Annotated in this window: 22 protein-coding genes and 1 pseudogene; 12 read left to right on the forward strand and 11 right to left on the reverse strand. The window is 62.2% G+C overall.

The features are described 5' to 3' along the window. Positions 1-210 (forward strand): annotated as a pseudogene (locus EN949_RS16930) (glutathione-disulfide reductase); the annotation flags it as partial. A gap of 60 nt (positions 211-270) precedes the next feature. Here the strand turns inward: EN949_RS16930 and mgtE are convergent. Then, the gene (gene mgtE / locus EN949_RS16935) at positions 271-1,635 is read right to left on the reverse strand and encodes a magnesium transporter (RefSeq protein ID WP_064993196.1); all 1,365 of its coding nucleotides are present in this window, start codon (positions 1,633-1,635) and stop codon (positions 271-273) included. A gap of 272 nt (positions 1,636-1,907) precedes the next feature. Continuing rightward, on the reverse strand, positions 1,908-3,812 hold the full coding sequence (locus EN949_RS16940) for an ABC transporter ATP-binding protein/permease (protein WP_164754878.1): 1,905 nt from the start codon (positions 3,810-3,812) through the stop codon (positions 1,908-1,910). 602 nt (positions 3,813-4,414) lie between these two features. Here EN949_RS16940 and EN949_RS16945 point away from each other — a divergent pair. Then, positions 4,415-4,843 carry a hypothetical protein gene (locus EN949_RS16945; RefSeq protein WP_024503284.1) on the forward strand — a complete coding sequence of 143 codons (429 nt, stop codon included), beginning with the start codon at positions 4,415-4,417 and terminating at the stop codon, positions 4,841-4,843. A gap of 38 nt (positions 4,844-4,881) precedes the next feature. On the opposite strand, the gene EN949_RS16950 is transcribed toward EN949_RS16945, so the two are convergent. Then, the gene (locus EN949_RS16950; RefSeq protein ID WP_063170238.1) at positions 4,882-5,562 is read right to left on the reverse strand and encodes a DsbA family protein; all 681 of its coding nucleotides are present in this window, start codon (positions 5,560-5,562) and stop codon (positions 4,882-4,884) included. A 17-nt stretch (positions 5,563-5,579) separates the two neighbouring features. After that, positions 5,580-7,400, reverse strand: a complete 1,821-nt coding sequence (locus EN949_RS16955; protein ID WP_063168001.1) for an extracellular solute-binding protein — start codon at positions 7,398-7,400, stop codon at positions 5,580-5,582. 260 nt (positions 7,401-7,660) lie between these two features. On the opposite strand from EN949_RS16955, the gene EN949_RS16960 reads away from it, so the two are divergent. Beyond that, positions 7,661-8,290, forward strand: a complete 630-nt coding sequence (locus tag EN949_RS16960; RefSeq protein ID WP_013531658.1) for an invasion associated locus B family protein — start codon at positions 7,661-7,663, stop codon at positions 8,288-8,290. A gap of 72 nt (positions 8,291-8,362) precedes the next feature. Here EN949_RS16960 and hspQ read toward each other — a convergent pair whose 3' ends face one another. Further along, positions 8,363-8,686, reverse strand: a complete 324-nt coding sequence (hspQ, locus tag EN949_RS16965) for a heat shock protein HspQ (RefSeq protein WP_024503281.1) — start codon at positions 8,684-8,686, stop codon at positions 8,363-8,365. Between the two features lie 125 nt (positions 8,687-8,811). On the opposite strand from hspQ, the gene EN949_RS16970 reads away from it, so the two are divergent. Next, positions 8,812-9,774, forward strand: a complete 963-nt coding sequence (locus EN949_RS16970) for an AEC family transporter (protein ID WP_063168002.1) — start codon at positions 8,812-8,814, stop codon at positions 9,772-9,774. Here EN949_RS16970 and EN949_RS16975 read toward each other — a convergent pair. Beyond that, entirely contained in the window at positions 9,751-10,962 is a 1,212-nt protein-coding gene (locus EN949_RS16975) for a UbiH/UbiF family hydroxylase (RefSeq protein WP_063168003.1), read from the reverse strand. The genes EN949_RS16970 and EN949_RS16975 overlap by 24 nt on opposite strands. A gap of 70 nt (positions 10,963-11,032) precedes the next feature. Between EN949_RS16975 and EN949_RS16980 the strand changes: the two genes are divergently transcribed. The 8 genes from EN949_RS16980 to EN949_RS17015 all read left to right on the forward strand — a co-directional run bounded on the left by EN949_RS16980 (position 11,033) and on the right by EN949_RS17015 (position 19,340). Then, on the forward strand, positions 11,033-11,971 hold the full coding sequence (locus EN949_RS16980) for a DUF2182 domain-containing protein (protein WP_082826671.1): 939 nt from the start codon (positions 11,033-11,035) through the stop codon (positions 11,969-11,971). Between the two features lie 14 nt (positions 11,972-11,985). After that, entirely contained in the window at positions 11,986-12,600 is a 615-nt protein-coding gene (locus tag EN949_RS16985) for a DUF1326 domain-containing protein (RefSeq protein WP_127366283.1), read from the forward strand. A gap of 23 nt (positions 12,601-12,623) precedes the next feature. Further along, positions 12,624-13,430 carry a phosphatidylcholine synthase gene (gene pcsA, locus EN949_RS16990; RefSeq protein WP_024503276.1) on the forward strand — a complete coding sequence of 269 codons (807 nt, stop codon included), beginning with the start codon at positions 12,624-12,626 and terminating at the stop codon, positions 13,428-13,430. Between the two features lie 57 nt (positions 13,431-13,487). Then, on the forward strand, positions 13,488-14,465 hold the full coding sequence (locus EN949_RS16995) for a quinone oxidoreductase (protein ID WP_063168005.1): 978 nt from the start codon (positions 13,488-13,490) through the stop codon (positions 14,463-14,465). A gap of 133 nt (positions 14,466-14,598) precedes the next feature. Continuing rightward, the gene (locus EN949_RS17000) at positions 14,599-16,176 is read left to right on the forward strand and encodes an ABC transporter ATP-binding protein (RefSeq protein WP_063168006.1); all 1,578 of its coding nucleotides are present in this window, start codon (positions 14,599-14,601) and stop codon (positions 16,174-16,176) included. Then, complete coding sequence (locus EN949_RS17005) at positions 16,173-17,303, forward strand: ABC transporter permease (protein WP_013531649.1); 1,131 nt, start codon at positions 16,173-16,175, stop codon at positions 17,301-17,303. Before EN949_RS17000 ends, EN949_RS17005 begins: the two co-directional genes overlap by 4 nt. After that, the gene (locus EN949_RS17010) at positions 17,303-18,223 is read left to right on the forward strand and encodes an ABC transporter permease (RefSeq protein WP_024503273.1); all 921 of its coding nucleotides are present in this window, start codon (positions 17,303-17,305) and stop codon (positions 18,221-18,223) included. The genes EN949_RS17005 and EN949_RS17010 overlap by 1 nt, the downstream gene beginning before the upstream one ends. A 49-nt stretch (positions 18,224-18,272) precedes the next feature. Next, entirely contained in the window at positions 18,273-19,340 is a 1,068-nt protein-coding gene (locus tag EN949_RS17015) for a BMP family ABC transporter substrate-binding protein (RefSeq protein ID WP_013531647.1), read from the forward strand. A 47-nt stretch (positions 19,341-19,387) separates the two neighbouring features. On the opposite strand, the gene EN949_RS17020 is transcribed toward EN949_RS17015, so the two are convergent. The 5 genes from EN949_RS17020 to EN949_RS17040 all read right to left on the reverse strand — a co-directional run. Then, entirely contained in the window at positions 19,388-20,494 is a 1,107-nt protein-coding gene (locus EN949_RS17020) for an acyltransferase (protein WP_063168007.1), read from the reverse strand. A 108-nt stretch (positions 20,495-20,602) separates the two neighbouring features. Next, positions 20,603-21,916 (reverse strand): 30S ribosomal protein S12 methylthiotransferase RimO, encoded by a 1,314-nt coding sequence (rimO, locus tag EN949_RS17025; protein ID WP_013531645.1) that lies wholly within the window; start codon positions 21,914-21,916, stop codon positions 20,603-20,605. A 136-nt stretch (positions 21,917-22,052) separates the two neighbouring features. Then, positions 22,053-22,715: a TerC family protein gene (locus EN949_RS17030; RefSeq protein WP_013531644.1), complete on the reverse strand. Its 663-nt coding sequence runs from the start codon at positions 22,713-22,715 to the stop codon at positions 22,053-22,055. Positions 22,716-22,896: 181 nt separating this feature from the next. Then, positions 22,897-23,304: a DUF930 domain-containing protein gene (locus EN949_RS17035; protein WP_032808257.1), complete on the reverse strand. Its 408-nt coding sequence runs from the start codon at positions 23,302-23,304 to the stop codon at positions 22,897-22,899. A gap of 56 nt (positions 23,305-23,360) precedes the next feature. Then, the coding region (locus EN949_RS17040) for a DUF2161 family putative PD-(D/E)XK-type phosphodiesterase (RefSeq protein WP_245472431.1) at positions 23,361-23,570 on the reverse strand (210 nt) is incomplete at its 5' end.

Genomic DNA, 23,570 nt, shown 5'->3' on the forward strand with positions numbered 1-23,570 from the left:
GTCGATGGCGCGTCGAAGAAAGTGCTTGGCGCCCACATATTGGGGCCGGATGCCGGCGAGATGGCGCAGCTTCTCGGCATCCCGCTGAAGGCCGGCCTGACCAAGGACGATTTCGACCGTACGATGGCCGTGCATCCGACAGCGGCGGAAGAACTGGTCACCATGTACAAGCCGACCTATCGCGTGAAGGACGGCGAGCGGGTCGATTGACGGCAAAGCCGGGTTGAGGAACTCCGCCGCGGCAAGGACATGCCACGGCGGAGATGGTTGCTACAGCAGCGTGCCGCGCAGGATCACCAGCGCCACCGAGAAATAGATCACCAGCCCGGTGACATCGACCAGCGTGGCAACGAACGGCGCCGATGCGCTGGCCGGATCGAAGCCGATGCGCTTCAAGGCGAACGGCAGCATCGACCCCGACAGCGAACCGAAGGTGACGATGCCGACCAGTGCAGCACCCACCGTGGTGGCGATCAGCGGCCAGTGCGGGCCATAGTCGTAGAAGCCCATATACTGCCAGAGCGCGATGCGGCAGACGCCGACCACGCCGAGCATGGCGCCCAGCACCAGGCCGGTGGGCAGCTCGCGCAGCGCCACCCGCCACCAGTCGCCAAGACCGATCTCGCGCAACGCCAGCGCGCGGATGACCAGCGAGGTCGCCTGCGAGCCGGAATTGCCGCCGGAGCTCATGATCAGCGGGATGAACAGCGTCAGCACGATCGCCTTCTCCAGCTCGCCCTCATAGCTCTGCATGGCGTTGGCCGTCAGCATCTCCGAGATGAACAGCGCGCACAGCCAGCCGCCGCGTTTCCTGATCATGGCGAGGAAGCTCATCTTCATGTACGGCTCGTCCAGCGCCTCCATACCGCCGAAACGGTGCACGTCCTCGGTCGTCTCCGCGATCATCGTGTCGATGATGTCGTCGATGGTGACGATGCCGAGGATCTTGCCATGGTCGACGACCGGAACGGCGAGCAGATCGTATTTGGAGATCGTCTGCGCCAGCGTTTCGCGATCGGTCAGCGGGCCGACCGTCACCGGAAGATGATCCGGCGCCACCGTCATGATCGAATCGTCCGGCTCACCGGTGATCAGCCGGCGCAGGCCCGTCGAGCGCACAAGCAGGTGCGTTTGCGGATCGACGATATAGATCGCATAGACGGTCTCGCGCGTCCGCTCCACCTTGCGGATGTAGTCGAGCGTTTGCCCGACGCTCCAGTCCGAGGGCACGCTGACGAACTCCGTCGTCATGATCGATGCGGCACTGCCTTCGGGATAGCCGAGGATGGAGAGCAGCGTTGCGCGCAGCGGCGGCGCAAGTCCGCCGAGCAGCTCGGAACGCGCCGGCTCGTCGAGCTCGCGCAAAATGTCGGCTGCCCGGTCGACCGACATGGCGGTGAGCAGCTTGCCCGCCTTGGCGCGCGGCAGCGCCTCCATGAGTTCCGACGCGCCGTCGAGTTCCGGCTGATCGAAGATCTCGACCAGACGTTCGAACGTCACTTCACAGAGCAGTTCCGTCGCGGTCTCTCGAGGCTCCCTGTTCAGGGCCTCGACAATGTCGGCGACGTGATCGTTGGCTAGGATACGGGCAATCGCGACGGCCTCGTCGCTTGCCACCGTGGTAAATTCGTTCATGGCTCACTCCTTGCCGTCCGGCAGGACATGAACCATGTGAGGTCACGTCAGGGCGGACGGCTGTTGCGTTCGACTGTGACTGTCGCCAGGCATGGCGCGGTGACCTTTCTGCTTGCGGGTTCGCGTTTGATTGTCTGCAAGGGGGCGCAACATAGGAGCGCGCCTTGCCGTGTCAATCGCGGTGAGGAGGGAAAATGCCGACGAGCGGGCAAGATCGCGAGACTGTGATCACCGGCCGCCGTTCGACCAGGCAGACCAGGGCGGAATAACCGTTATTTCTGCTTCAGCCGGCGCGAGAAGCGCAGCCACTTGTCCTCGACCGGCCTTGGGACCGGCCTTGGCTGCACGAGAATGGTGGTGAGTTCGGCGGGCAGGGTCGGAACCAGCGGCTTCTTGGTGGCGACGCCGTCGGCGATCGCGACGATGCTGTGATAGAATTCGCTGCCCGTCATCGATCTCGGCGCCACCGCCTCGTGCATGACGGAGATCACCGTGACATCTGGGCAGTTGTCCTTGATGGCCTGGTGGAAGGCGACCTTGCCATCGGGGTCGAGCGCGCCGGTCGCCTCGTCGAGGAACAGCAATCCCGGCTGCTGCAGCACGATGCGGGCCACCACCAGCTTCTGTTTCTGGCCGCCCGACAGAACCTGGTCCCAGCTTTTGCCTTCGCGGCTTTCGCCGGCCATGTGCTCGATGAAGTCGCCGAGCCCCGCCTTGTGCAGCGCCGACGCCACCTGCGCATCGCCATGGTCGTGCTCGGAGCCGGGCAGGCAGACCAACTGTTTCAGCGACACAGGCTGCAGCTTGACCTCCTGGGCGGCATAGAAACTCTTGACGCCCTCGGGGAAGACGATGGTGCCGCGGCCATAGGGCCACAGGCCGTTGATCGCCTTGATCAGCGAGGTCTTGCCGCAACCGGACTCGCCTTTCAGGAAAGTCCATTCGCCGCGCCGGAAGCGCAGATTGGCGGCGCTGAGAAAGGGCGTCGCGTCCTCGCCCTGATGCGCCAGTTCGAGCTTCTGGATGGTCAGGCCGAAAACCGGGTTCTGGCTGGCATAGTGGAAGTCGGAGCGGCCGGTCTGGCTGTAGAATTCCTGCGGATGCTGGACATTCTCGATCGCATTGGCCAGCTCGGTGACACGCTGGCTGTTGGCGCGCAACGTGGCGATGGCGGGCATGACGTGGATGAACCACGAACACTGGCCGATCAGCGAATTGACCAGCTCGGAGCCGGTTATGTAGCCCTTGAGGTCGAGACCGTTGTGGATGAACGGCACCAGGCCCGGTCCGTAGGCGACAATGCGGGCACCGATGAAATTGTAGATCAGCTCGAACGACATGTAGACGGTGTTGACGATGTTCAGCCGCGTCCAGGTGCCGTCGATGTCGACATAAAGCCGGCCATGCATGGTCCTTTGCACGCCTTCGCCCTGAGACGCCGCGACGTGGAAGGACCGCCGCAGGAATGTCGTCAGCTCGCCGCGATAGCTGCCCTCGGCCTGCTGCATCCTGACGTTGAGGCGCTCGAGCAGGCCGCCGAGCTTGACCGCGATCCAAGTGTTCAGCGGCACGTAGGTGGCGACGGCCAGGAAGGCGAGGATGGCGCTGCCATAGCTGCCGAGGAATTCCAGCCCCTTCACCTCGACGGAGTTTTCGAGCAGCTTCTGGCCGACGAAATAGAGCGATGTGGCAACGCCAAGCACACCCATGGCGAGCCCGATGGCGCCACCGGTCATGTCCTTGATGGATTCCTGGACGCGCTGGTCGATGTTGTCGGGGGCCGGTGCGCCGCTGCCGGTCGACGCGTGCTGGGCATGGAAATGCGTATGATTGCCGTCCAGCAGCGCTTCATTGAAGCGGCTGTCCAGCCAACCGCGCCATTTGCGGTGCAACGTCGCCGAGACAAGGTTGCGGATGCCGGTGAAGCCAGCGTCCTTGAGTACGACCAGCAGCACGAGGACGCCGGCATTGACCAAAAGCGAGCGAAGCGGCGTGGTGTTGGCGGCGTCATGGAAGAAGGCGATGGAATTGACCAGTTCGCCCGAGGCTTCGGCGAACCAGACACCGGCCTTGCTGGACAGCGCCGTGAGCAGCGCGATCACCAGCGTCAGCGTCCAGGCTTCCTTCCAGCGGTCGGAAACCCAGTAGGCCCGCATCAGGCCCCAGAAGCTGCGCATCGACGACACCGGCGTCAGAAGCGATCGCCCTGCGGCATCGCGAGGTGTTTTTTCCGGTACTGACTCTTGCGATGGTCTACCGACCCGAATCACTATCCCGCCCAAACCTTTTTTCTTTTGTTACGGATGGTAACACCAATTGATCATTTTCCATTAATTTAAAACCGGGCCGACCGGATTGCCCCGGCAGCCGTTGCCGTGAGGCAACAGATTACATGCTGAAATATAGCGACAACGGTTGGCAAAAAGCCAGATATTGCTTTTAATTTCAATCGCTTGATCTATCGAGTCGTGACGCTGGTGCGGCTTCCCTTAGGGAAGGCTTTCACACGGTTTCGTGAACTCGAAATCGTGTCGAGCGATCGGTTTTCTCACTGCGGACGGCCCAGAGAGCTCGAAAATCTGCGGCTCGTGACTCGCCAGGATTGCCGTGGTCGTCCCTGCCGGGGGCAGGAATTGACGGGAGAATCGATCGAGCGGCGCGTTCCGTCTTGTCGGGTCAGACAAGGGACTGCGTTTGACAATTCATCCGCTTGGAATTGAACCTTGCCCGGCATCGTCGACACTCATGCATGTCCGGTTCTCCAATAAGGAAGCTCCCAATGCTTGCACGCGCGGCCGCAATCCTGTCCCTCTTTGCCTTTGTACCTTTGGCGCATGCCGGCGAGCAAAGCATTCCGGCCAGCGCCGAGGGCCAGATCGAGTTCAACACGCCGTCCGGCAACATCGGCTGCATCTACACGCCCAAAGGCGGCACCGGCACCTATGAGCCGAGGGATGGCGGCCCGGAACTGAGCTGCTCGCGCGTCGAGCCGAGCTACCTTACGATTATCCTGGGTCCGAAGGGGCCAGCAACGCTGATCAAGAACCCAGGCGAGCAGGGCTGCTGCAGCGATGTCGATAAGCTTGGCTACGGCAACAGCTGGAGCGCCGGGCCGTTCTCGTGCCAGTCGTCAACCAAGGGACTGACCTGCACGGCCACGAACGGCCATGGATTTTTCATCAGCAAGGCCAAGGCGACGGCGAAGTAACGTCTGCCGCTGTCGCGGAGAGGAGAGGCCGGCCGGCCTCAGCCGGCCTTGTCCAGTTCGCCGCGCGCCTTGGCGGCCGCCACCTGGCGAATGGCATCGGCCAGCGTATCGGCATCCTGCGCGCCCATGACGGCGTATTTGTCCTCGAGCAGGAAGCACGGCACACCAGAAATGCCCATGCGCGACGCGGTGGCGATCTCGGTGCGCACCGCCTCGACATCGGCCTCGGTCGGCAAAAGCGAGGCGACCACGGACGCATCCATGCCAGCCTCGCGCGCGGCTTCGACCAGCACGGCATGGTCGCCGATGTCAGCGCCTTCCTCGAAATTCAGCTGGAACAGCCGCCGTACAAGCCTGTTCTGAATGGCTTCGCCGGCGGCCCCTGCCCAGCGGATCAGCCGGTGCGCATCCAGCGTATTCGGCGCCACTTTGATGGCGTCGAAGGCAAAGGAAATGTCTTCCGCTTCGCCCAGCGGCTCGATGCGGTCGTGAATCTCGCGGATACGCTCGTCGCTGCCGAATTTTGCCAGCATGTATTCGCGCCGGTCCTTGCCTTCAGGCGGAATGGTCGGATCGAGCTGGAACGGCCGCCAGCGGACATGCACGTCGACATCGCCGACGGCGGCGATTGCCCTGTCGAGCCGCTTCTGGCCGATGAAGCACCAGGGGCAGACGACATCGGACACCACATCGACGGTGATGGCGTTCAATTCGCTCATCTCGATCTCCTGATCCCTCAGTTGGGTTTGCGCCACCATGTTGGCAGTTGATATCCGAATATGGGCGTCTTTTGCGGATGTTCCAGGTAGTTCCAGTAGGCGATCCATTGCTGCGTGTTGTACTGCATCGGCACCATGTAGTTGCCGGAGATCAGCAGCCGGTCGAGAACGCGAACGGCGGCAACATAATCCTCCTTGGAACGGGCGCGCAGCATCGCCTCGATTGCCGCGTCCACAGCCGGGTCGGCGACGCCGGCGAGATTGAACGAGCCTTCCGTCCGGGCGGCAGTCGAACTCCAGCGCCCGCTCTGCTCGATGCCGGGTGACAACGAATTGTTGAAGCCGCTCGATCCGACCAAGACCTCGAAATCGAAGCGCTGCTTGCGCGACTGTATCTGATCGCCGTCGAGGCTGCGAATGGTGAGATTGATGCCGATCTTCTCCAGCGTGCGCTGATAGATGCCGGCAAGGCGCTCCTCGTCCTGCGAAGCGGTCAGGATCTCGAAGCCGAAGGGTTTGCCTTCGGGATCAAGCATCGTTCCATTCTGCACGTGGTAGCCGACACTTTTCAAAAGATCGAAAGCTGCCTTCAAGACGCGCCGATCCTGGCCCGATCCGTCGGTCACCGGCGGCCGCCATGTGCCGTCCATGACATCGGCCGGCACGCGGCCGGGGTAGGGCGCCAGAAGCGCTTTCTCCCTGTCGTCGGCCGGATGGCCGAGCGCGGAAAGCTCGGAATTCTGCCAGTAACTCATCGTGCGCGTGTATTTGCCGCCGAACAGGTTCTTGTTGGCCCATTCGAAGTCGTAGAGCATGCCGAGCGCGCGCCGCACGACCGGGTTGGCGAATTTCGGCAACCGCGTGTTGAACAGGAAACCGGTCACCACCGGCGGAATGCCGGTGTCGAAGGTTTCGGCGATCACGTCCCCCTTGTGGAAGGCCGGAAAATCGAGATCGCGCTCGCGCTTCACCGGATCGCTGTCGTCATCGATGGCGCAGAGGCCTTTCTTGAACGCTTCGAGCTTGGCGTTGGCGTTGAGGAAATACTCGATGGTGATCTGGTCGTAATTGTCGAAACCGCGCTTGGCGGGGACATCCTTGCCCCAATAGTCCGGGTTGCGCTTGAAGACGATGCGCTGGCCTGGCTGCACCTGCGCGATCGTATACGGACCGCTGCCGATCACCGGCTTGAGCGTCGTCCTGTCGAAAGTCTCCTTGTCGAAGGCGTGCTTCGGGATGATCGGGGTCAGCGCGATGATCAGCGGGAATTCGCGATCGGCCTTGTCGTTGAAGGTGAAGCGCACGCTGTGGTCGCCGGTCTTTTCGAGCTTGGCGACCCTGGCCATGCGGTCGCTGTAAGGCGGGCGGCCTTTGTCGGTGTAGACATCATAACTGAACAGCACGTCCTCCGGCGTCACCGGCTGACCGTCCGACCATTTGGCCCTCGGATTGAGATGGAACTCGATGCTCTTGCGCTCCGGATCCATGTCGGCGCTTTCGGCCAACAAACCGTAGAGCGTGAAAGCCTCGTCGGCATTGCGCTGCATCAACGGCTCGAAGACCAGATTGCCGAAGATCGTATCCATCATGCCGCGCGCCGTGGTGCGCAGGCTCTTGAGGATGAAAGGGTTGAGATTGTCGAAGCTGCCGACGACGCAATAGGTGATCGAGCCACCCTTCGGCGCGTCGGGATTGACGTAGTTGAAATGCGTATAGTCGGGCGGCAGCGCCGGCTCGCCCTGCATGGCGATGGCGTGCTTCGGCTCCGATGCGGCCGGCTGATGCGAAAGGGCGAGAAACGATATCGCGGTGATCAGCCAAACAAGAACGCGGCCCATGACCGTCTCCTTACTGGGCGGCTTGATGATTCGGACTGCACCCTAGCATGGCGCCACCGCGCTCCGGCCAGATACATCAGCCCAAATCGCACGGCCCAAATCGCACGGCCAAGAATCGCAGGCGCCGGGCTGGATTCGGCCTCGCTTGCAGTGTAACACGCCCTCCGAAGTCATTCTGTTGCCTCATTTCGGCAACAGGTAGCTGGACCACACGGCACGAAGAAGCCGGTCCCGGGATCATTTGAGAGGAAGTGCACGACATGACGAGCCTGAACAGCAACGCGTACCGCCTGTCGGTCATGGCCGCTGGCGTGGTCGGCTTTCTCGGCGCAGGGCTTCCCGCCGCTTCCGCACAGCAGCAGCAGCAGATTCCGCAAGGCTGGTTCAAGGCCTGCACCAAGCAGGAAGATGTCGACATCTGCAACGTCCAGAACATCACCACTGCCGGCAATGGCCAGCTGGTCACCGGCGTCAGCCTGATCGAGCTCAAGGGCAAGGTGAACCGCAAGGTGTTCCAGGTGACGGTTCCGACCGGCCGTCTGGTGCCTCCCGGCATCGGCCTGCAGATCGACACCGGCAAGGCGCAGAAGCTCGACTATGTGATCTGCTTCCCGGATCGTTGCGTGGCCGAAGTGCCGCTGACCGATCAGCTCGTCGCGGCATTCAAGAAAGGCCAGGCGATCACGCTGACTTCGGTCAATTTCCAGAATCAGCCCAATCCGATCAAGATCGCCCTGCAGGGCTTCAGCGGCGCCTATGACGGCCCGGCGCTGCAGCAGTCGGACATCGAGGACAGGCAGAAGAAGCTTCAGGACTTCGTCGCCAAGAACAACCAGGATTTCGCCAAGAAGCTCAAGGAAGAGCAGGACAAGGCGAAGACCGCCAACTGATCGGCCGATATCGCCGAGCCAACAAAAAAGCGGGGTTCATGCCCCGCTTTTTTGTGACTGTCTTCCAGCAGGCTAATGCCTGGACTGCCGCTTCTGTTGGTAGCCGCCGTCCGGCTTCTTGTCGAACATTTCCTTGATCTGCGGATGCCGGACCGGCTCGCCCGACTGGTCCTCGAGCAGGTTCTGCTCGGAGACGTAGGCGATGTATTCGGTCTCCGAATTCTCGGCGAGCAGATGGTAGAAAGGCTGATCCTTGCGCGGCCGCACGTCGGCGGGGATGGCTTCGTACCATTCGTCGGTGTTGGCGAATTGCGGATCGACATCGAAAATGATGCCCCTGAATGGAAACAGCCGGTGGCGAACCACCTGTCCGATTGCGAATTTGGCTGTTTTCATCGTACTCACCACTGAGTTCCTTGAGCTTATTTGGCGCAGACCGCGCATCAATTCAATCCCGAGGCGCTTGACGCCCTATTAAGCAACGGGTTAGCCCGGCGCCAGGGTTTCGGACCAGCATAAAAATGTCTGACGTCATCGGTCTTGTTCTTCCGTTCTTCGGCTTGATTTTTGTCGGGTTTCTGGTGGCGCGCATCACCAGGCAGCCGCTGGACGCGCTCGGCTGGATGAACACGTTCATCGTCTATGTCGCGCTGCCGGCACTTTTCTTCCAACTGCTTGCCAAGACGCCGTTCGAAGACCTGACGGAATGGCGCTTCATCTTCGGCTCGGTCGTCTCGACCTTCATGATATTTTCCTTGATGTTCATGGGGTCGGTCCTGACCTCGCGCGGCGAGATAGCGCAATCGACCATCAAGGCGCTCGCGGCCGCCTATGGCAATATCGGCTATATGGGGCCGGGGCTGGCGCTGCTGGCCTTCGGCGAGGAGGCGGCTGTGCCGGTCGCCTTGATCTTCTGTTTCGAGAACATCATGCATTTCGCCATCGCGCCCATGATGATGGCGCTGTCTGGCGACGAGAAGACCACTCCTCTCCGGCTTGCCCTGGGCGTCCTGCGCAAGATCGTGCTGCATCCGTTCATCATCGCAACCGCCCTGGGTGTCGGCGCCGCCTATATCGGCTTTCGACCGCCCGTGCCGGTGGAGCGATTTCTAGAATATCTTTCCCGTGCGGCCGCACCTTGCGCGCTGTTTGCCATGGGCGTCACGCTGGCGCTCAGGCCACTCAATCGCGTCCCGCATGAGATGGTTCCGATCGCCGCGCTGAAGCTGATCCTGCACCCGTTGCTCTGTTATGTCGTGCTGAGCTGGATCGGCAATTTCTCTGAGACATGGGTCTTCTCGGCGGTGCTTCTGGCCGCATTGCCGACCGCCACGAACGTCTTCGTCATCGCCCAGCAGTATGGCGTCTGGGTACAGCGAGCGTCGGCCAGTGTGCTGATCACAACCTGCCTGTCGGTCGTGACCGTTACCGGGCTGCTCTACCTGATCCGGCACAATATCCTAGCGCCGGACCTGTTTCCCTAACCCGCCGGCAAGCGCGGCAAAACCGCTGCCGGGACGAAGCCCCTCGCGCATGAAAAAAGCCCGAAGCGGCGCGAAGCCTCCGAGCACGCCGAGCCCGGCAACGCGGGCCATCTGCGCCGGCAGCATGTCGGAAAGCAGCGACATGTTGAGCAGGTTGACCGCGCTGCTGCGCGCCAGAATGTCGGGGCGGCGCTTGAAATCGTAGGCTGCAAGCGCCTTGGCTGCGCCCGGATCGGATCGATTTTCACAAGCGATTCCAATTAGATCGTCGACGTCTCTGATGCCGAGGTTGAGGCCTTGCGCACCGATCGGCGGAAACACATGGGCGGCTTCGCCGACCAGCGCCACCCGATCCCTTGCGAAACGAAGCGGCGTCACCGCCGATAGCGGGTAGATCTGCCGGCCCGGCTCGACAGCCACCCGGCCCAGCATCGACTGCATCTGCTGTTCGACCCGCTGAGAAAGTGTCGCATCGTCCAGCGCGGCGAGCTCGGTCGCGGTCTCGGGCTTGACCACCCAGACCAGGCTGGAGCGATTGCCGGGCAGCGGGACCTGCGTGAACGGACCGGTCTCGGTGTGGAATTCCGTCGAGGTGAAGGCGTGATCGCCGCTATGGCCGAAATTGAGGACGAGAGCTGCCTGCGGATAGGAGCGGGCCGAGGTCGAGATGCCGGCCGCCTGGCGCGCCGGTGACAAGCGTCCGTCAGCGGCGACCGCCAGCGATGCGTCAACCGAGCTGCCGTCGGCGAGGCCGGCACGAACATGCTCGGCATCGAGATGCCAGTTCGCCACCATCGACCTCAGCCAGTCGATGCCGGCGCGCGCGGCAACGGCGCTGGCGAGTGCCGGGGTGAGGACGCTGTTGGGAAGATTCAGCCCGAATTCATCCTCGTCGATCTCGCTGGCGCGGAAGGTGACGACCGGGCTGCGGATCAGCCGGCTGGTGGCATCGACGATGCGCATCACCTTCAAAGGCGCCGCCTTGGATACGACGGCTTCGAGCACGCCGAGCCGGTCGAGCACTTTCAAGGCAGGGTTCATCAGGGCCGTCGTGCGACCATCGGGGGCGGTGGCCTCCGGCCCGACCAGTGTCACCGGGAAACCTTCGGCGGCAAAACCCAGTGCCGCGATCAGCCCTGCCGGCCCCGTGCCGGCAACCAGTATCCGCGCAGTTTGCTGATGCTCCAAGATCGGCTTCCGGCTTGCAATGCGAGGCGGTCCACCCGACCTGCCGTTCGATCAGCATATAGGTCAGATCATGCCGCTTGATCAACGCGGCGATTCGGCCCATTCGGATGTCATGACCGGCCAGCAGGACGACTTCAGCCATCTCGACCGCGCCGGCCGCGCCATGGCCGGCATCGCGCGCAATCCCCGGGTTACGGTAAACGTCGTTGTCGGCGCTTGCATCCTGCTTGCATGGCTGTCTCTTGCGGCGATGGCAATCCGCGGGGCTGAAACAGGGATTGCGGGCGTCGGCGCCCCTGGCGACACGATCCTTCGCAGCCTGCCGCAACTGCCGCTGCCCGATTTCCTGGAACGGTTCTTTGTGCTGTGCCTCTCACCGGTGCCTTTGGACGCAGGTCTCGGCTTGCGGGCCGGCGCGCTCGTTTCGATGTGGTTCCTGATGGCGATCGCGACGATGCTGCCTTCGGCGGCGCCGATGATACGCACCTATTGCGAGATCGCTGACACGGCACGCATCAAGGGCGAACCGGTCGTTCACCCGCTGCTGCTGGTCGCCGGCTATCTCAGCGTCTGGCTCGCCGCTTCAATTGTGTTCGCGGCGCTGACCTTGGCCGTCCATGCATTCGCTTCGTCAGCCGGGATTCTCGATCCGGTCGTCGGCATTGCCGGTGCGCTCGCTCTGCTGATTGCCGGCCTCTACCAGTTCAGCGGCCTGAAGGAAGCTTGCCTGAAGAAATGCAGGAACCCGTTCTCGATCCTTTTCGCGAGCTGGAGCGCAAGGCCCCTTAACATCTTTCGGCTCGGTGCCGCGCAAGGTCTGTGGTGTCTGGGCTGCTGCTGGGCCTTGATGCTGGTGATGTTCGCCGTGGGCGTCATGAACGTTTTCTGGATGGCGTTGATCGGCCTGTTCACCCTGATCGAAAAACAAACGGCCAGCAGGGTTCCAACCCGGCTGGCCGGTGCGATACTGCTTGTCTGGGCAGCCGCGCTGCTAGTAGTCTCGCTGTGAGTGGGGGAAAATCGATGGCAGACCAGAGCTGGGCGATGAAGGGAGAGCTCGTACTCTCCTGCAATTGCACGGTTTTTTGCCCTTGCGTGCTCTCGCTTGGCAATCATCCGCCGACCGAAGGCTATTGCCAGACATGGGCCGGGTTTCGCATCGATGCCGGCCATTTCGGTGAGGTCGATCTGTCCGGGCTCAATCTTGGGCTGATCATGGAAATCCCAGGCTATATGAGCCGCGGCAACTGGACCGCGGGCCTGTTCATCGACAGCCGCGCCTCTGTCTATGCGGTCAAGGCGCTGACAAAGATCTTCACGGGCAAGGCAGGTGGAACCACATCGCTGCTCTCAATCCTCGTCGGCAAATTCCTCGGTGTCGAGCAGGTGCCGATCACCTATGAGACGCGTGACAAAACGCGTATCTTCCAGATACCCAGGATTATCGACGGAGCGGTCACACCCATCCAAGGCAAGGACCGTGACAAGGATACGGTGATCAGCAATTCGGAATACTGGATCGCGCCCGAGATCATCGTGGCCAGGTCCGACAAGAGCAAGGTGCGGGCTTTTGGCCGCAACTGGAATTTCGCCGGCCGTTCGGCCGAAATCTGCAAGCTGGATTGGCGGGGCCCGTGAGCAAGAACACAACGGCCAGGAATTTGGCAGCACGAAAAGCCGCCAAAAAGATCACGGACCGGATTCCGCGCCCGAAGAAGAAGGTCACCTGGCCGCAGGCGAGGGCGTTCTCCGTCCACCTTTTGACCGCCTCGGGGTCGTTCCTGGCCTTCCTGTCGCTCGTGGCGGCAAGTGAAGAGCGCTGGACCGCAATGTTCTGGTGGCTCGGGCTGGCCCTGTTCGTCGACGGCATCGATGGGCCGATCGCCAGAAAACTCGAGGTCAAGGAGATCCTGCCGACATGGTCGGGCGAACTGCTCGACAACATCATCGACTACGTGACCTACGTGCTGATCCCGGCCTTCGCGCTCTATCAGCGCGGCTTCATGGGCGAGGGCCTGTCATTCCTGTCGGCGGCGATCATCGTCGTTTCCAGCGCCATCTACTATGCCGACACCGGCATGAAGACGAAGGAGAATTTCTTCAAGGGATTCCCGGTGGTCTGGAACATGGTGGTGTTCACCCTGTTCGTCATCGAGCCCGGACAATGGGTTTCGTTCGCGGTGGTGGTGGTGGCCGGCGTCCTGACTTTCGTGCCGATCAACTTCATCCACCCGGTGCGGGTGGTGCGGCTGCGGCGCATCAACCTTGGGATGACCCTGTTGTGGTGCGCTTTCGGCGCGCTTGCCCTGGCCCAAGCGGCGCTCGCCGCCTTCTACGATCAGATCGGCGTGCTGGGCGAGCAGGTCAGCACCTTCACCAAGATCGGCATCACCATCACCGGGCTTTATCTTGCCTGCATCGGTGGCATCATGCAGTTCTTTCCCAATCTCGGTGCCAAAAAGGCCTGATCGGCCACTCCCACAGGGAGCCTGGCCCCACAAGCCTAGCCCACAGGAAGCCTAGCAATGTCCAAAGCGATCCGCATTCATGCCAATGGCGGCCCGGAAGTTCTGACCTATGAGGACGCTGATCCCGGCCAGCCGGGATCCGGGCAGATCCTGGTCCGGCACACCGCGATCGGCCTCAATTTCATCGATGTCTACCATCGCTCCGGTCTCTATCCGCCACCCGGCGGCTTCCCGCTCGTGCCAGGCAGCGAAGCCGCCGGCGTGGTGCTGGAGGTCGGCCATGGCGTCGACTGGCTGAATCCGGGCGATCGCATCGCCTATGCCGTGACGACGGGGGCTTACGCGCAAGAACGCGTCATCGATGCCAGCCGCGTCGTCAAGGTTCCGGATGGCATCAGCGACGAACAGGCCGCAGCGATGATGCTGAAGGGCATGACCGCGGAATATCTGCTGCGCCGGACGTTCAAGGTGAAGGCCGGCGACACGATCCTGTTCCATGCCGCTGCAGGCGGCGTCGGCCTGATCCTCGGCCAATGGGCAAAACATCTCGGCGCCACCGTCATCGGCACCGCCAGCTCGTCCGACAAGATCGAGCTCGCCAGGGCGCATGGTTTCGATCACGTCATCAACTACAAGGAACAGGATTTCGTCGCCGGCGTCGCCGCCATCACCGGCGGCAAGAAATGCGATGTCGTCTACGATTCGGTCGGCAACGACACGTTTCCGGCTTCGCTCGACTGCCTGCGGCCGCTCGGCATGTTCGTCAGCTTTGGCCAGTCCTCGGGACCTATACCGCCGTTCAGCATGTCGTTGCTGGCACAGAAGGGCTCGTTGTTCGCAACAAGGCCGACACTGTTCGTCTACAACGCAAAACGCGAGGACCTCGACGCTTCTGCTGCCGCCCTGTTCGAGGTCGTGCTCAGCGGCGCGGTCGAGATCCGGATCAACCAGCGCTACGCGCTGAAGGACGCCGGCAAGGCGCATTCCGACCTCGAGGGCCGCAGGACCACAGGGACGACCATTCTCATCCCTTAGTTCGTTCTGCCTTGCTATCCCTTGAATTTCCGCTGAAATTCTTGAAGCTCTTTCAAGACGTGTGCCGCTTTCCGATGAGAGCCGGCCGCGCCTACCATGCCTGCGGGAACACAGAACATGTCTGGCTAACCAGATGGGAGGCACTGTGAGTGCAAATCAGGACGGCACGAACCTGCTTGAGGTGCGTGGCCTCACCAAGATATTCGGCACGCTGACGGCGTGCGATCATATCGATCTCGACATCGCCAGGGGTGAGATCCACGCCTTGCTCGGCGAAAACGGCGCCGGCAAGTCGACGCTGGTCAAGATGCTTTTCGGCTCGCTGGAGCCCAATGCCGGCGAGATCTTCTGGAACGGTCAGGCCGTCAGGATTTCCAGCCCGGGCGTCGCGAAAAAGCTCGGCATCGGCATGGTGTTCCAGCATTTTTCGCTGTTCGAGGCGCTGACCGCGGCCGAAAACATCGCGCTGTCGCTGGACGACGGCTCGCCGATCAGCAGCATCGCTGCGAAGGCGAGGGCGCTTTCCTTCAGCTATGGCCTGCCGCTCGATCCTGAATCGCTGGTCGGCGACCTGTCGGTGGGCGAGCGCCAGCGCATCGAAATCATCCGCTGCCTGCTGCAGACGCCGCAGCTCATCATCCTGGACGAACCGACCTCGGTGTTGACGCCGCAGGAAGCCGACAAGCTGTTCGAGACGCTGGAGCGCCTGCGCTCGGAAGGCAAATCCATCCTCTACATCTCGCACCGGCTCGAAGAGGTCAAACGCATCTGCGACCGCGCCACCGTGCTGCGCCACGGCAAGGTGGTCGGCCATTGCAATCCGCGTGAGGAAACAGCCTCTTCGCTGGCGCGAATGATGGTCGGCAATGAGGTGCAGGCCGTGGTGCGCGCGCCGGTCGAGGGCATCGACAAGGCGCAGCCGCTGCTCGAAATCCGCAATCTCAGCCGCCAACCGGCGACGCCGTTCTCGATCCCGCTCAAGGGCATCAACCTGAACGTCCGCGCCGGCGAGGTGATCGGCATCGCCGGCGTCGCCGGCAATGGTCAGGGCGAGTTCTTCGAATCCGTTTCGGGCGAAGTGCTGCAGCAGGATGCCGCCTCGGTGCGCATTCGCGGCAAGGATTCGGGAAGCCTCACCATCACCGGACGGCGCCTGCTGGGCGCTGCCTTCGTGCCGGAGGAGCGCCTCGGCCACGGTGCCGCACCGCGCATGAAGCTTTCCGAAAACCTGCTGCTGTCGCGCCATGCCACCGACGGCAAGGCGTTCGTCGGTTCCGGCGGAATGGTCAAGAGCGCCGCCATCCAGGCCGCGTCCCAACGCATCATCGAGGCGATGGACGTGCGCAAGAGCGCGCCGGATCCGGAGGCCGCGGCTCTTTCGGGCGGCAATCTGCAGAAATTCATCGTCGGCCGCGAACTCGACCGCCGGCCAAGCGTCATGGTGGTGAACCAGCCGACCTGGGGCGTCGATGCGGGCGCTGCCGCCCACATCCGCCAGGCCTTGATCGAGTTGTCGCGCAGCGGATCAGCGGTGCTGGTGATCAGCCAGGATCTCGACGAGCTGTTCGAGATCTCGGATGCGATCGCGGTCATGCACAATGGCGAGTTGTCGAAGCCGATGCCGATCGCCGAAGCGACCTTCGAGAAGGTCGGCTTGCTGATGGGTGGCGCCGAACCCGGTCACGCCGAACACACGTTGGAGACGGCATGATGCGCCTCGAACTCGTCAAACGCCCGCAGCGCTCCATGCTGTTTTCGGCCCTGTCGCCGTTCATCGCTTTCGCGCTGACCATCATTGCCGGGGCCGTCATGTTCGCACTGCTCGGCGTCAATCCGCTGACTGCGTTCAACATCTATTTCATCGAGCCGATCAGCCAAATCTGGCAGTTGCATGAGCTGGCGATCAAGGCCGCGCCGCTCATCCTGATCGCTGTCGGCCTGTCGGTTTGCTACAAGGCCAACATCTGGAACATCGGCGCCGAAGGCCAGTTCATCCTCGGCGGCATCGTTGGCTCGATGCTTCCAGTACTGTTTCCGCAGTTCGAAGGCCCGCTGGTGCTGCCGTTGATGCTGTTGCTCGGCATGGTCGGAGGTGCGGCCTATGCGGCGATCCCGGCTCTGCTCAAGACGCGCTTCGGCACCAACGAGATCCTGACCAGCCTGATGCTGGTCTATGTCGCGCAACTTTTCCTTGACTGGCTGGTGCGCGGCCCCTGGCGCGATCCGCAGGGCCATGGCTTCCCGCAGACCATCCAGTTCAACGATTCGGCCGTGTTGCCGGAACTGATGCCGGATGCCGGACGGGCAAACTGGGGTTTTGTCTTCGCGCTGGTCGCCGCGGTGCTGGTCTGGATCCTGATGAGCCGCATGCTGAAAGGTTTCGAGGTGCGCGTGCTGGGCTCGAGCCCGCGGGCAGGACGCTTCGCCGGCTTCGGCCTCAACCGGATGGTGTTCTTTGCCTTCCTGCTGTCGGGCGCGCTGGCGGGACTTGCCGGCATCTCGGAGGTCTCGGGCGCCATCGGCCAGCTGCAGCCCGTCATTTCGCCCGGCTACGGCTTCACCGCCATCATCGTGGCGTTCCTCGGCCGTCTCAACCCGCTTGGCATCGTTGCCGCCGGACTGGTGCTGGCACTGACCTATCTCGGCGGCGAAGCAGTGCAGAGCGCGCTCGGCATCTCCGACAAGGTGGCGCGGGTGTTCCAGGGCATGCTTTTGTTCTTCGTGCTCGGCTGCGACACGCTCATCCACTACCGCATACGTCTGGTCGGCCTGGCGCTGACCAAACCGGAAGGCGTGGCCAAACTCGAAGCCGCACCGAAGCTGAAGGAAGCCCGTTGATGGACATCACCGTAAACATCCTTCTGACCATCGCCACCGCGGCAACGCCGCTGCTGATCGCGGCAATCGGTGAGCTGGTGGTCGAGCGCTCCGGCGTACTCAATCTCGGCGTCGAAGGCATGATGATCATGGGCGCCGTCGGCGGCTTCGGCGCAACCTATCTCACCGGATCACCCTGGATCGGCCTTTTGGCGGCCATTGCCATGGGCGCGGTGTTCTCGCTGCTGTTTGCCGTCATGACGCTGTCGCTGGCCACCAATCAGGTGGCGACCGGCCTGTCGCTGACGCTGCTCGGCCTTGGCCTGTCCGGCATGATGGGCACCAGCTTCGTCGGCCAGCCCGGCGAAAGGCTGCCCAACCTCGACATTCCCGGCCTGACGGAAATCCCTGTGGTCGGCAGGCTGCTGTTTGGCCAGGATCCGATCTTCTACATCTCGATCGCACTGACCGCCGCCGTCATGTGGTTCCTGTTCAAGACCCGCACCGGGCTGACGCTGCGTTCGATCGGCGACAGCCACACCTCGGCGCATGCGCTTGGCATCAAGGTCATCCGCTACCGATACCTCGCGGTCATCTTCGGCGGCGCCTGTGCCGGTCTCGCCGGCGGCCATCTCTCGCTGGTCTACACGCCGCAATGGGTGGAGAACATGAGCGCCGGCCGCGGCTGGATCGCGCTGGCGCTGGTGGTGTTCGCCTCCTGGCGGCCATGGCGGGTGCTGGCCGGCGCCTACATCTTCGGCGCGGTATGGATCGGCCAGCTTCATGCACAGGCTTTTGGCATTCCAGTGCCCTCACAGTTCCTTTCTTCGCTGCCCTATCTGGCAACCGTCGTGGTTCTCGTTCTAATCTCGCGCAACAAGCGTCTGACGATGATGAACACGCCGGCTTCCTTGGGGCAGCCATTCGTTCCGGATCGTTGACAACAAAAACAAACGGGAAGCTCCAAGGCTAACTCAGAGAGGTAACACGATGAAAAAACTGCTTATTGCCCTGATGACCACGACCGCCGCCATGTCGCTGGCAGCGACGGCCGAGGCCGCGGACAAGCTGAAGGCCTGCTGGGTCTACACCGGCCCGATCGGCGATTTCGGCTATTCCTACCAGCACGACCAGGGCCGTCTCGAAGTGGAGAAGGCGCTCGGCGACAAGGTCGAAACCGCCTATCTTGAAAACGTCTCGGAAGGCCCCGACGCCGACCGCGCTTTCGAGCGCCTGGCACGCGAAGGCTGCAAGATCATTTTCGGCACCTCCTTCGGCTTCATGGACCCAGAAGTGAAGGTCGCCAAGAAATTCCCGAAGGTGATGTTCGAGCACGCCACCGGCTACAAGACATCTGACAATCTCGGCATCTACAATGCGCGTTTCTATGAAGGCCGTTATGTGCTCGGCCAGATCGCCGCCAAGGAATCGAAGGCAGGCGTTGCCGGCTACATCGTTTCCTTCCCGATCCCCGAAGTGGTGATGGGCATCAACTCCTTCATGCTCGGCGCGCAGTCGATCAACCCGAACTTCAAGGCCAAGATCGTCTGGGTGAATTCCTGGTTCGATCCGGGCAAGGAAGCCGACGCCGCCAAGGCGCTGTTCGACCAGGGTGCCGACATTATTGTCCAGCACACCGATTCGACCGCTGCCCTGCAGGTGGCCGAGGAGCGCAAGCTGCACGGCTTCGGCCAGTCCTCCGACATGATCAAGTTCGCGCCGAACGCGCAGCTGACCTCGCTCACCGACGAATGGGGTCCCTATTACATCAGCCGGGTCCAGGCAGCCCTCGACGGCACCTGGAAGCCGGACAATGTCTGGCTTGGCATCAAGGACGGCGCGGTCAAGCTCGCCCCCTACACCAACATGCCCGACGACGTGAAGGCGATGGCGGAGGCCACCGAGAAGAAGATCGCCGGCGGCTGGAACCCCTTCACCGGGCCGATCGCCAAGCAAGACGGCACGCCGTGGCTGAAGGATGGCGAAGTCGCCGATGACGGCACGCTGCTCGGCATGAATTTTTATGTGAAGGGTGTCGACGACAAGCTGCCGCAGTAAGTAGCGCAAGAGATCGAAATGAGGAGGGCGCCGCGAGGCGCCCTTTTTCATTCGGCGGGCTGCGCTCCGGCTGAGACGCGACGAAATCGCGCCAGGCCAGCATCGACCGCGCGGCCGAGCCAAATCCTCAGCAGCCGCTGTGCGGGTCGTTCGCAGGCGCGCCAGATTGCCCACGAAACGAAAAGCATAAGTGCGCCGCAGCCAAAGGCGGCAAACCATTTGCCGATAAGGGGCGTTGCCGCATTGATGACGAGATAGCCGATGTCCTGGTGCAGCAAATAGAGCGGATAGGTCAGCCCGCCCAGCGCCAGGGTGAGCCCCGATGCCCTGATACGGCCGCGCAGCAGCACCGCACCGATCAAGGCCGCGTGCATGACGACGTTGGCGATGACCAGATTGGCCGACGAAACGGCAATGCCGTAGTGGCCAAGCATCCAGTGCTGCGTCACCGACAGCGTGCCGCAGGAGATCAGGAACGCGGCGGCAAGCAGCAGCATTGCAGGCAGTGAACGGCCATGCGCATGCAGGTGGTGGACCAGCACGCCGGCGGCGAAGAACGGTCCAAACTCGGTGATGAACAGCAGCCTGGCGGCGCCGCTGCCGATGAAGAACTCGTTCAAGGCCGAGATCGCCAGCCAGATCAAGATCAGCTCCAGCTTGCGTTTCTGAAACAGCCCGGTGAGCAGCGCCAGCGTCACCCAGCCGTAGAACACCAGCTCAAGAACGATCGACCAGTAGACGCCGTCCATGAAGGGCTGGCCGAACGCCGGCGCGAACATCGACAGATTGGCGGCATACTGAACGAAAGAGGCCGAAAGCAGCGGCGACCCGGCAAGGAAGACAATCGCGAAGGTGATCGTCATGCAGAGCAGGAAGCCCGGATAGAGGCGAACGAACCGCGCGACCGCAAACTGGTCCCAACTGCGGTTTTCCGCCGACCAGGCAATGACGAAACCGCTGATCAGGAAGAACAGATTGACGCCGAGATAGCCGTAGAGGGCGAACGGTGCCGCAAGCGGATAACCCTCAGCCAGAATGCCCTCGGCAGCCGCGCCGCGAAAGAAATAGTGGAAGAACACGACAGCCATCGCCGCGACCAGCCTGAGCAGGTCCAGCGTCGCAATGTAATTTTGTTCCGCAGGTCTGGTGTTCATCCGCATTTCCCGCATCTACGGTCGGCAAACCATAGAGCGGATCGCGGCTGAGCGGGTTAAGAGGCCTAGATTATCGCCAGATGTAGTAAATTTACGCGAAACGAGGCGTCAGACCGCCGAACCATAGAGGTCATAGGCGTCGGCACGGTCGATCTTGACGGTGACGATATCGCCTTGGCGCAGCGGACGACGCGACTGGATGTGCACCGAGCCATCGATCTCGGGCGCGTCGTATTTGGTGCGGCCCTTTGCCGATGTGCCATGCGCCTCGTCGATCAGCACCGGGAGGCGCTTGCCGACTTTTCTGGCCAGCTGTGTCGCCGAAATCTTCTGCTGACGCTGCATGAAGCGGTGCCAGCGCGCCTCCTTGATTTCCTGCGGGACCTGTTCGAGACCGAGATCGTTGGAGCGGGCGCCGCGGACCGGCTCGTATTTGAAGCAGCCGGCGCGGTCGATCTTGGCTTCATCGAGCCAGTCGAGCAGCATCTCGAAATCGTCATCCGTCTCGCCGGGGAAGCCGACGATGAAGGTCGAGCGGATGGCCAGATCCGGACAGACCTCGCGCCAGCCGCGAATGCGCTCGAGCGTCTTTTCGCCATGCGCGGGCCGTCGCATGTTTTTCAGCACCTGCGGCGAGGCATGCTGGAACGGGATATCCAGGTAAGGGAGGATCTTGCCCTCCGCCATCAGCGGGATGACGTCGGCGACATGCGGATAGGGGTAGACATAGTGCATGCGCACCCAGATGCCGAGCTTGCCCAGTTCCTCCGAAAGATCGAGGAATTTTGCGCGCACTTCACGGTCGCCGAACATCGACGTCTGGTACTTGATGTCGATGCCGTAGGCGCTGGTGTCCTGCGAGATGACCAGAAGTTCCTTGACGCCAGCCTTGGCCAGTTTCTCAGCCTCACGCAGCACATCGGCCGCCGGCCGCGAGACGAGGTCGCCACGCAGTGCGGGAATGATGCAGAAGGTGCAGCGGTTGTTGCAGCCTTCGGAAATCTTGAGATAGGCGTAGTGACGCGGCGTCAGCTTGACACCCTGCGGCGGCAGGAGATCGATATAGGGATCGTGCGAAGGCGGTGCGGCCTCATGCACCGCGGCCATCACGCTCTCATAGGCCTGCGGCCCGGTGATCGCTAGCACATTGGGGTGCTTTTCGCGAATGACGTCCGGCTCGGCGCCCAGGCAACCGGTGACGATCACTCGGCCGTTTTCCGAAAGCGCGGAACCGATGGCGTTGAGCGACTCGTCGCGGGCGGAATCGAGAAAACCGCAGGTGTTGACGACGACGAGGTCGGCGCCGTCATGCTTGCGTGCGATTTCGTAACCTTCGGCGCGCAGGCGCGTGATGATGCGCTCCGAATCCACGAGGGCCTTCGGGCATCCAAGACTGACAAAACTCACGCGGGGAGCGGACATAGAGGGTTTCCGGGCTTTTCAGGATTGCCGGCGCAGTACCACACTTATTGCGGCATTGGTATGGGCAGGCCCGCGATGCGGCAAAACGCACGGCGGTCTTGCTTCGACGGAGTGAAGACGCGGATGTCCGCCAGCTTCAGCCGACCACGTTGTTCACATGTGGCCAGACCTCCACCGCGCCACGATAGACCATATCCAGCGCGACATAGAGTATGATCAGCAGGCCGACATAGGCGATCCAGCGGTGGCGATGCAGCAGCTTGGCAATGAAGGTCGCAGCCAGCCCCATGAGCGCGATCGACAGCACAAGGCCGATGACCAGCACCGGAAAATGATCACGCGCCGCTCCAGCCACCGCCAGCACGTTGTCGAGCGACATCGACACATCGGCGACGACAATCTGCAAGGCAGCCTGGCCAAGGGTCTTGCGCTTCGACTTGCCGGCGACTGCCTGGTCACTGTTGAGGTCCGAATTCGACAGCGCCTCGGTCGCTTCCAGCTCATCGGCATGTGACGTGCGCAGCTCGCGGTACATTTTCCAGCAGACCCACAGCAGCAGGATGCCGCCGGCCAGCAGCAGGCCGACGATCGCCAGCAGCTTGACGGTAATTGCGGCAAAACCGATGCGCAGCACCGTTGCCGCAATCACGCCTATGAGGATCGCCTTCTTGCGTTGGTCAGCCGGCAGGCCGGCAGCGGCAAGGCCGATGACGATCGCATTGTCGCCGGCCAGCACGAGGTCGATGGCGATGACCTGGAGCAGGGCGGTCAGGCTGGCAGCGCTGAAAAAAATGTCCATCGACCGGAAGCCCTTGCTGATTTTGCCGAGTGTTCGTCGATTACCCAGAGGCCCTAACTTGGTGGTCCCTTGGCGTCAAGGGATCACGCGTGGCGCCATCACCGAAGCATCGTTACGTCAAGCCAGATCCAATGCTCGCGGCACTCGCCGACAGCCAAGCAAAACCATGGCCGATCGCAAATCAATCGTAGAGATTATACTTTGCCCAGTCGGCTTCCGGAATCTCGTCGCCGATCCGGTAGCGGAGTTGCAAGACTTCCATATGGTCCGGCCCGGTCTGGCACTTGAATTTCAGCCTATACCACTGCCCCTTGCTGCGAAACGCAGCACCCGGGCTCTTGATTGCATCGGCGCCCATCTCGGGCGTGGCAAAGGCGTAGGCGACGACGCGATCGGCTTTGAACTTGCGATCGTCATGGGTGATGCGGTCGAGCACTTCGGCGTCGCAACGCTGTTCAAGGCGAGTTTGGGGATCGAGTTTCATCAGTCCGGCGCGCAATGCATTGTCCATTGCGCTGGCTGGAAAACTCAGTGTCACTGACGCCAAGGCGGTCATGCAGAGCTTCTTCATGGGCGGGACAAGCAACATATTTTGTCGGAGAAATCAACCGAGCGGACCGCCTCGGACGTTGCGGGAATCTTCAATCATATGGCTGCTGCGTTCAAAATTGCGTGTCGGGATTCGTCGTGCGATGCCTGCGGCCAACGGACCAAAGAGGCACGGCCGGCATCGGTAAGATCGTAGAGGCCGCGGTCGACGCGCGCGAACCAGCCATAGACATTGTGCTGCAGGATCTTGGGCGCGATCGGCGTCACCGCCTTCAGATCTCGCGGCCGCCTGGGGCCATCCACCAT

Source organism: Mesorhizobium sp. M7A.F.Ca.US.007.01.2.1 (genome assembly GCF_003998165.1).
Taxonomy (GTDB): domain Bacteria; phylum Pseudomonadota; class Alphaproteobacteria; order Rhizobiales; family Rhizobiaceae; genus Mesorhizobium; species Mesorhizobium ciceri.

What these genes read in the sequence shown, in the direction of transcription:
- rimO (WP_013531645.1), bottom strand. Translation starts at nt 21,916, where the DNA reads ATGTCCGCTCCCCGCGTGAGTTTTGTCAGTCTTGGATGCCCGAAGGCC.
- EN949_RS17015 (WP_013531647.1), top strand. Translation starts at nt 18,273, where the DNA reads ATGAAAAAACTGCTTATTGCCCTGATGACCACGACCGCCGCCATGTCG.
- EN949_RS16945 (WP_024503284.1), top strand. Translation starts at nt 4,415, where the DNA reads ATGCTTGCACGCGCGGCCGCAATCCTGTCCCTCTTTGCCTTTGTACCT.
- EN949_RS16995 (WP_063168005.1), top strand. Translation starts at nt 13,488, where the DNA reads ATGTCCAAAGCGATCCGCATTCATGCCAATGGCGGCCCGGAAGTTCTG.
- EN949_RS16970 (WP_063168002.1), top strand. Translation starts at nt 8,812, where the DNA reads ATGTCTGACGTCATCGGTCTTGTTCTTCCGTTCTTCGGCTTGATTTTT.
- EN949_RS16985 (WP_127366283.1), top strand. Translation starts at nt 11,986, where the DNA reads ATGGCAGACCAGAGCTGGGCGATGAAGGGAGAGCTCGTACTCTCCTGC.
- EN949_RS16940 (WP_164754878.1), bottom strand. Translation starts at nt 3,812, where the DNA reads ATGCGCAGCTTCTGGGGCCTGATGCGGGCCTACTGGGTTTCCGACCGC.
- EN949_RS16955 (WP_063168001.1), bottom strand. Translation starts at nt 7,400, where the DNA reads ATGGGCCGCGTTCTTGTTTGGCTGATCACCGCGATATCGTTTCTCGCC.
- hspQ (WP_024503281.1), bottom strand. Translation starts at nt 8,686, where the DNA reads ATGAAAACAGCCAAATTCGCAATCGGACAGGTGGTTCGCCACCGGCTG.
- EN949_RS17020 (WP_063168007.1), bottom strand. Translation starts at nt 20,494, where the DNA reads ATGAACACCAGACCTGCGGAACAAAATTACATTGCGACGCTGGACCTG.
- EN949_RS16950 (WP_063170238.1), bottom strand. Translation starts at nt 5,562, where the DNA reads ATGAGCGAATTGAACGCCATCACCGTCGATGTGGTGTCCGATGTCGTC.
- mgtE (WP_064993196.1), bottom strand. Translation starts at nt 1,635, where the DNA reads ATGAACGAATTTACCACGGTGGCAAGCGACGAGGCCGTCGCGATTGCC.
- EN949_RS17005 (WP_013531649.1), top strand. Translation starts at nt 16,173, where the DNA reads ATGATGCGCCTCGAACTCGTCAAACGCCCGCAGCGCTCCATGCTGTTT.
- EN949_RS16960 (WP_013531658.1), top strand. Translation starts at nt 7,661, where the DNA reads ATGACGAGCCTGAACAGCAACGCGTACCGCCTGTCGGTCATGGCCGCT.
- EN949_RS16980 (WP_082826671.1), top strand. Translation starts at nt 11,033, where the DNA reads ATGCCGCTTGATCAACGCGGCGATTCGGCCCATTCGGATGTCATGACC.
- EN949_RS17000 (WP_063168006.1), top strand. Translation starts at nt 14,599, where the DNA reads ATGGGAGGCACTGTGAGTGCAAATCAGGACGGCACGAACCTGCTTGAG.
- EN949_RS17035 (WP_032808257.1), bottom strand. Translation starts at nt 23,304, where the DNA reads ATGTTGCTTGTCCCGCCCATGAAGAAGCTCTGCATGACCGCCTTGGCG.
- EN949_RS17010 (WP_024503273.1), top strand. Translation starts at nt 17,303, where the DNA reads ATGGACATCACCGTAAACATCCTTCTGACCATCGCCACCGCGGCAACG.
- EN949_RS17030 (WP_013531644.1), bottom strand. Translation starts at nt 22,715, where the DNA reads ATGGACATTTTTTTCAGCGCTGCCAGCCTGACCGCCCTGCTCCAGGTC.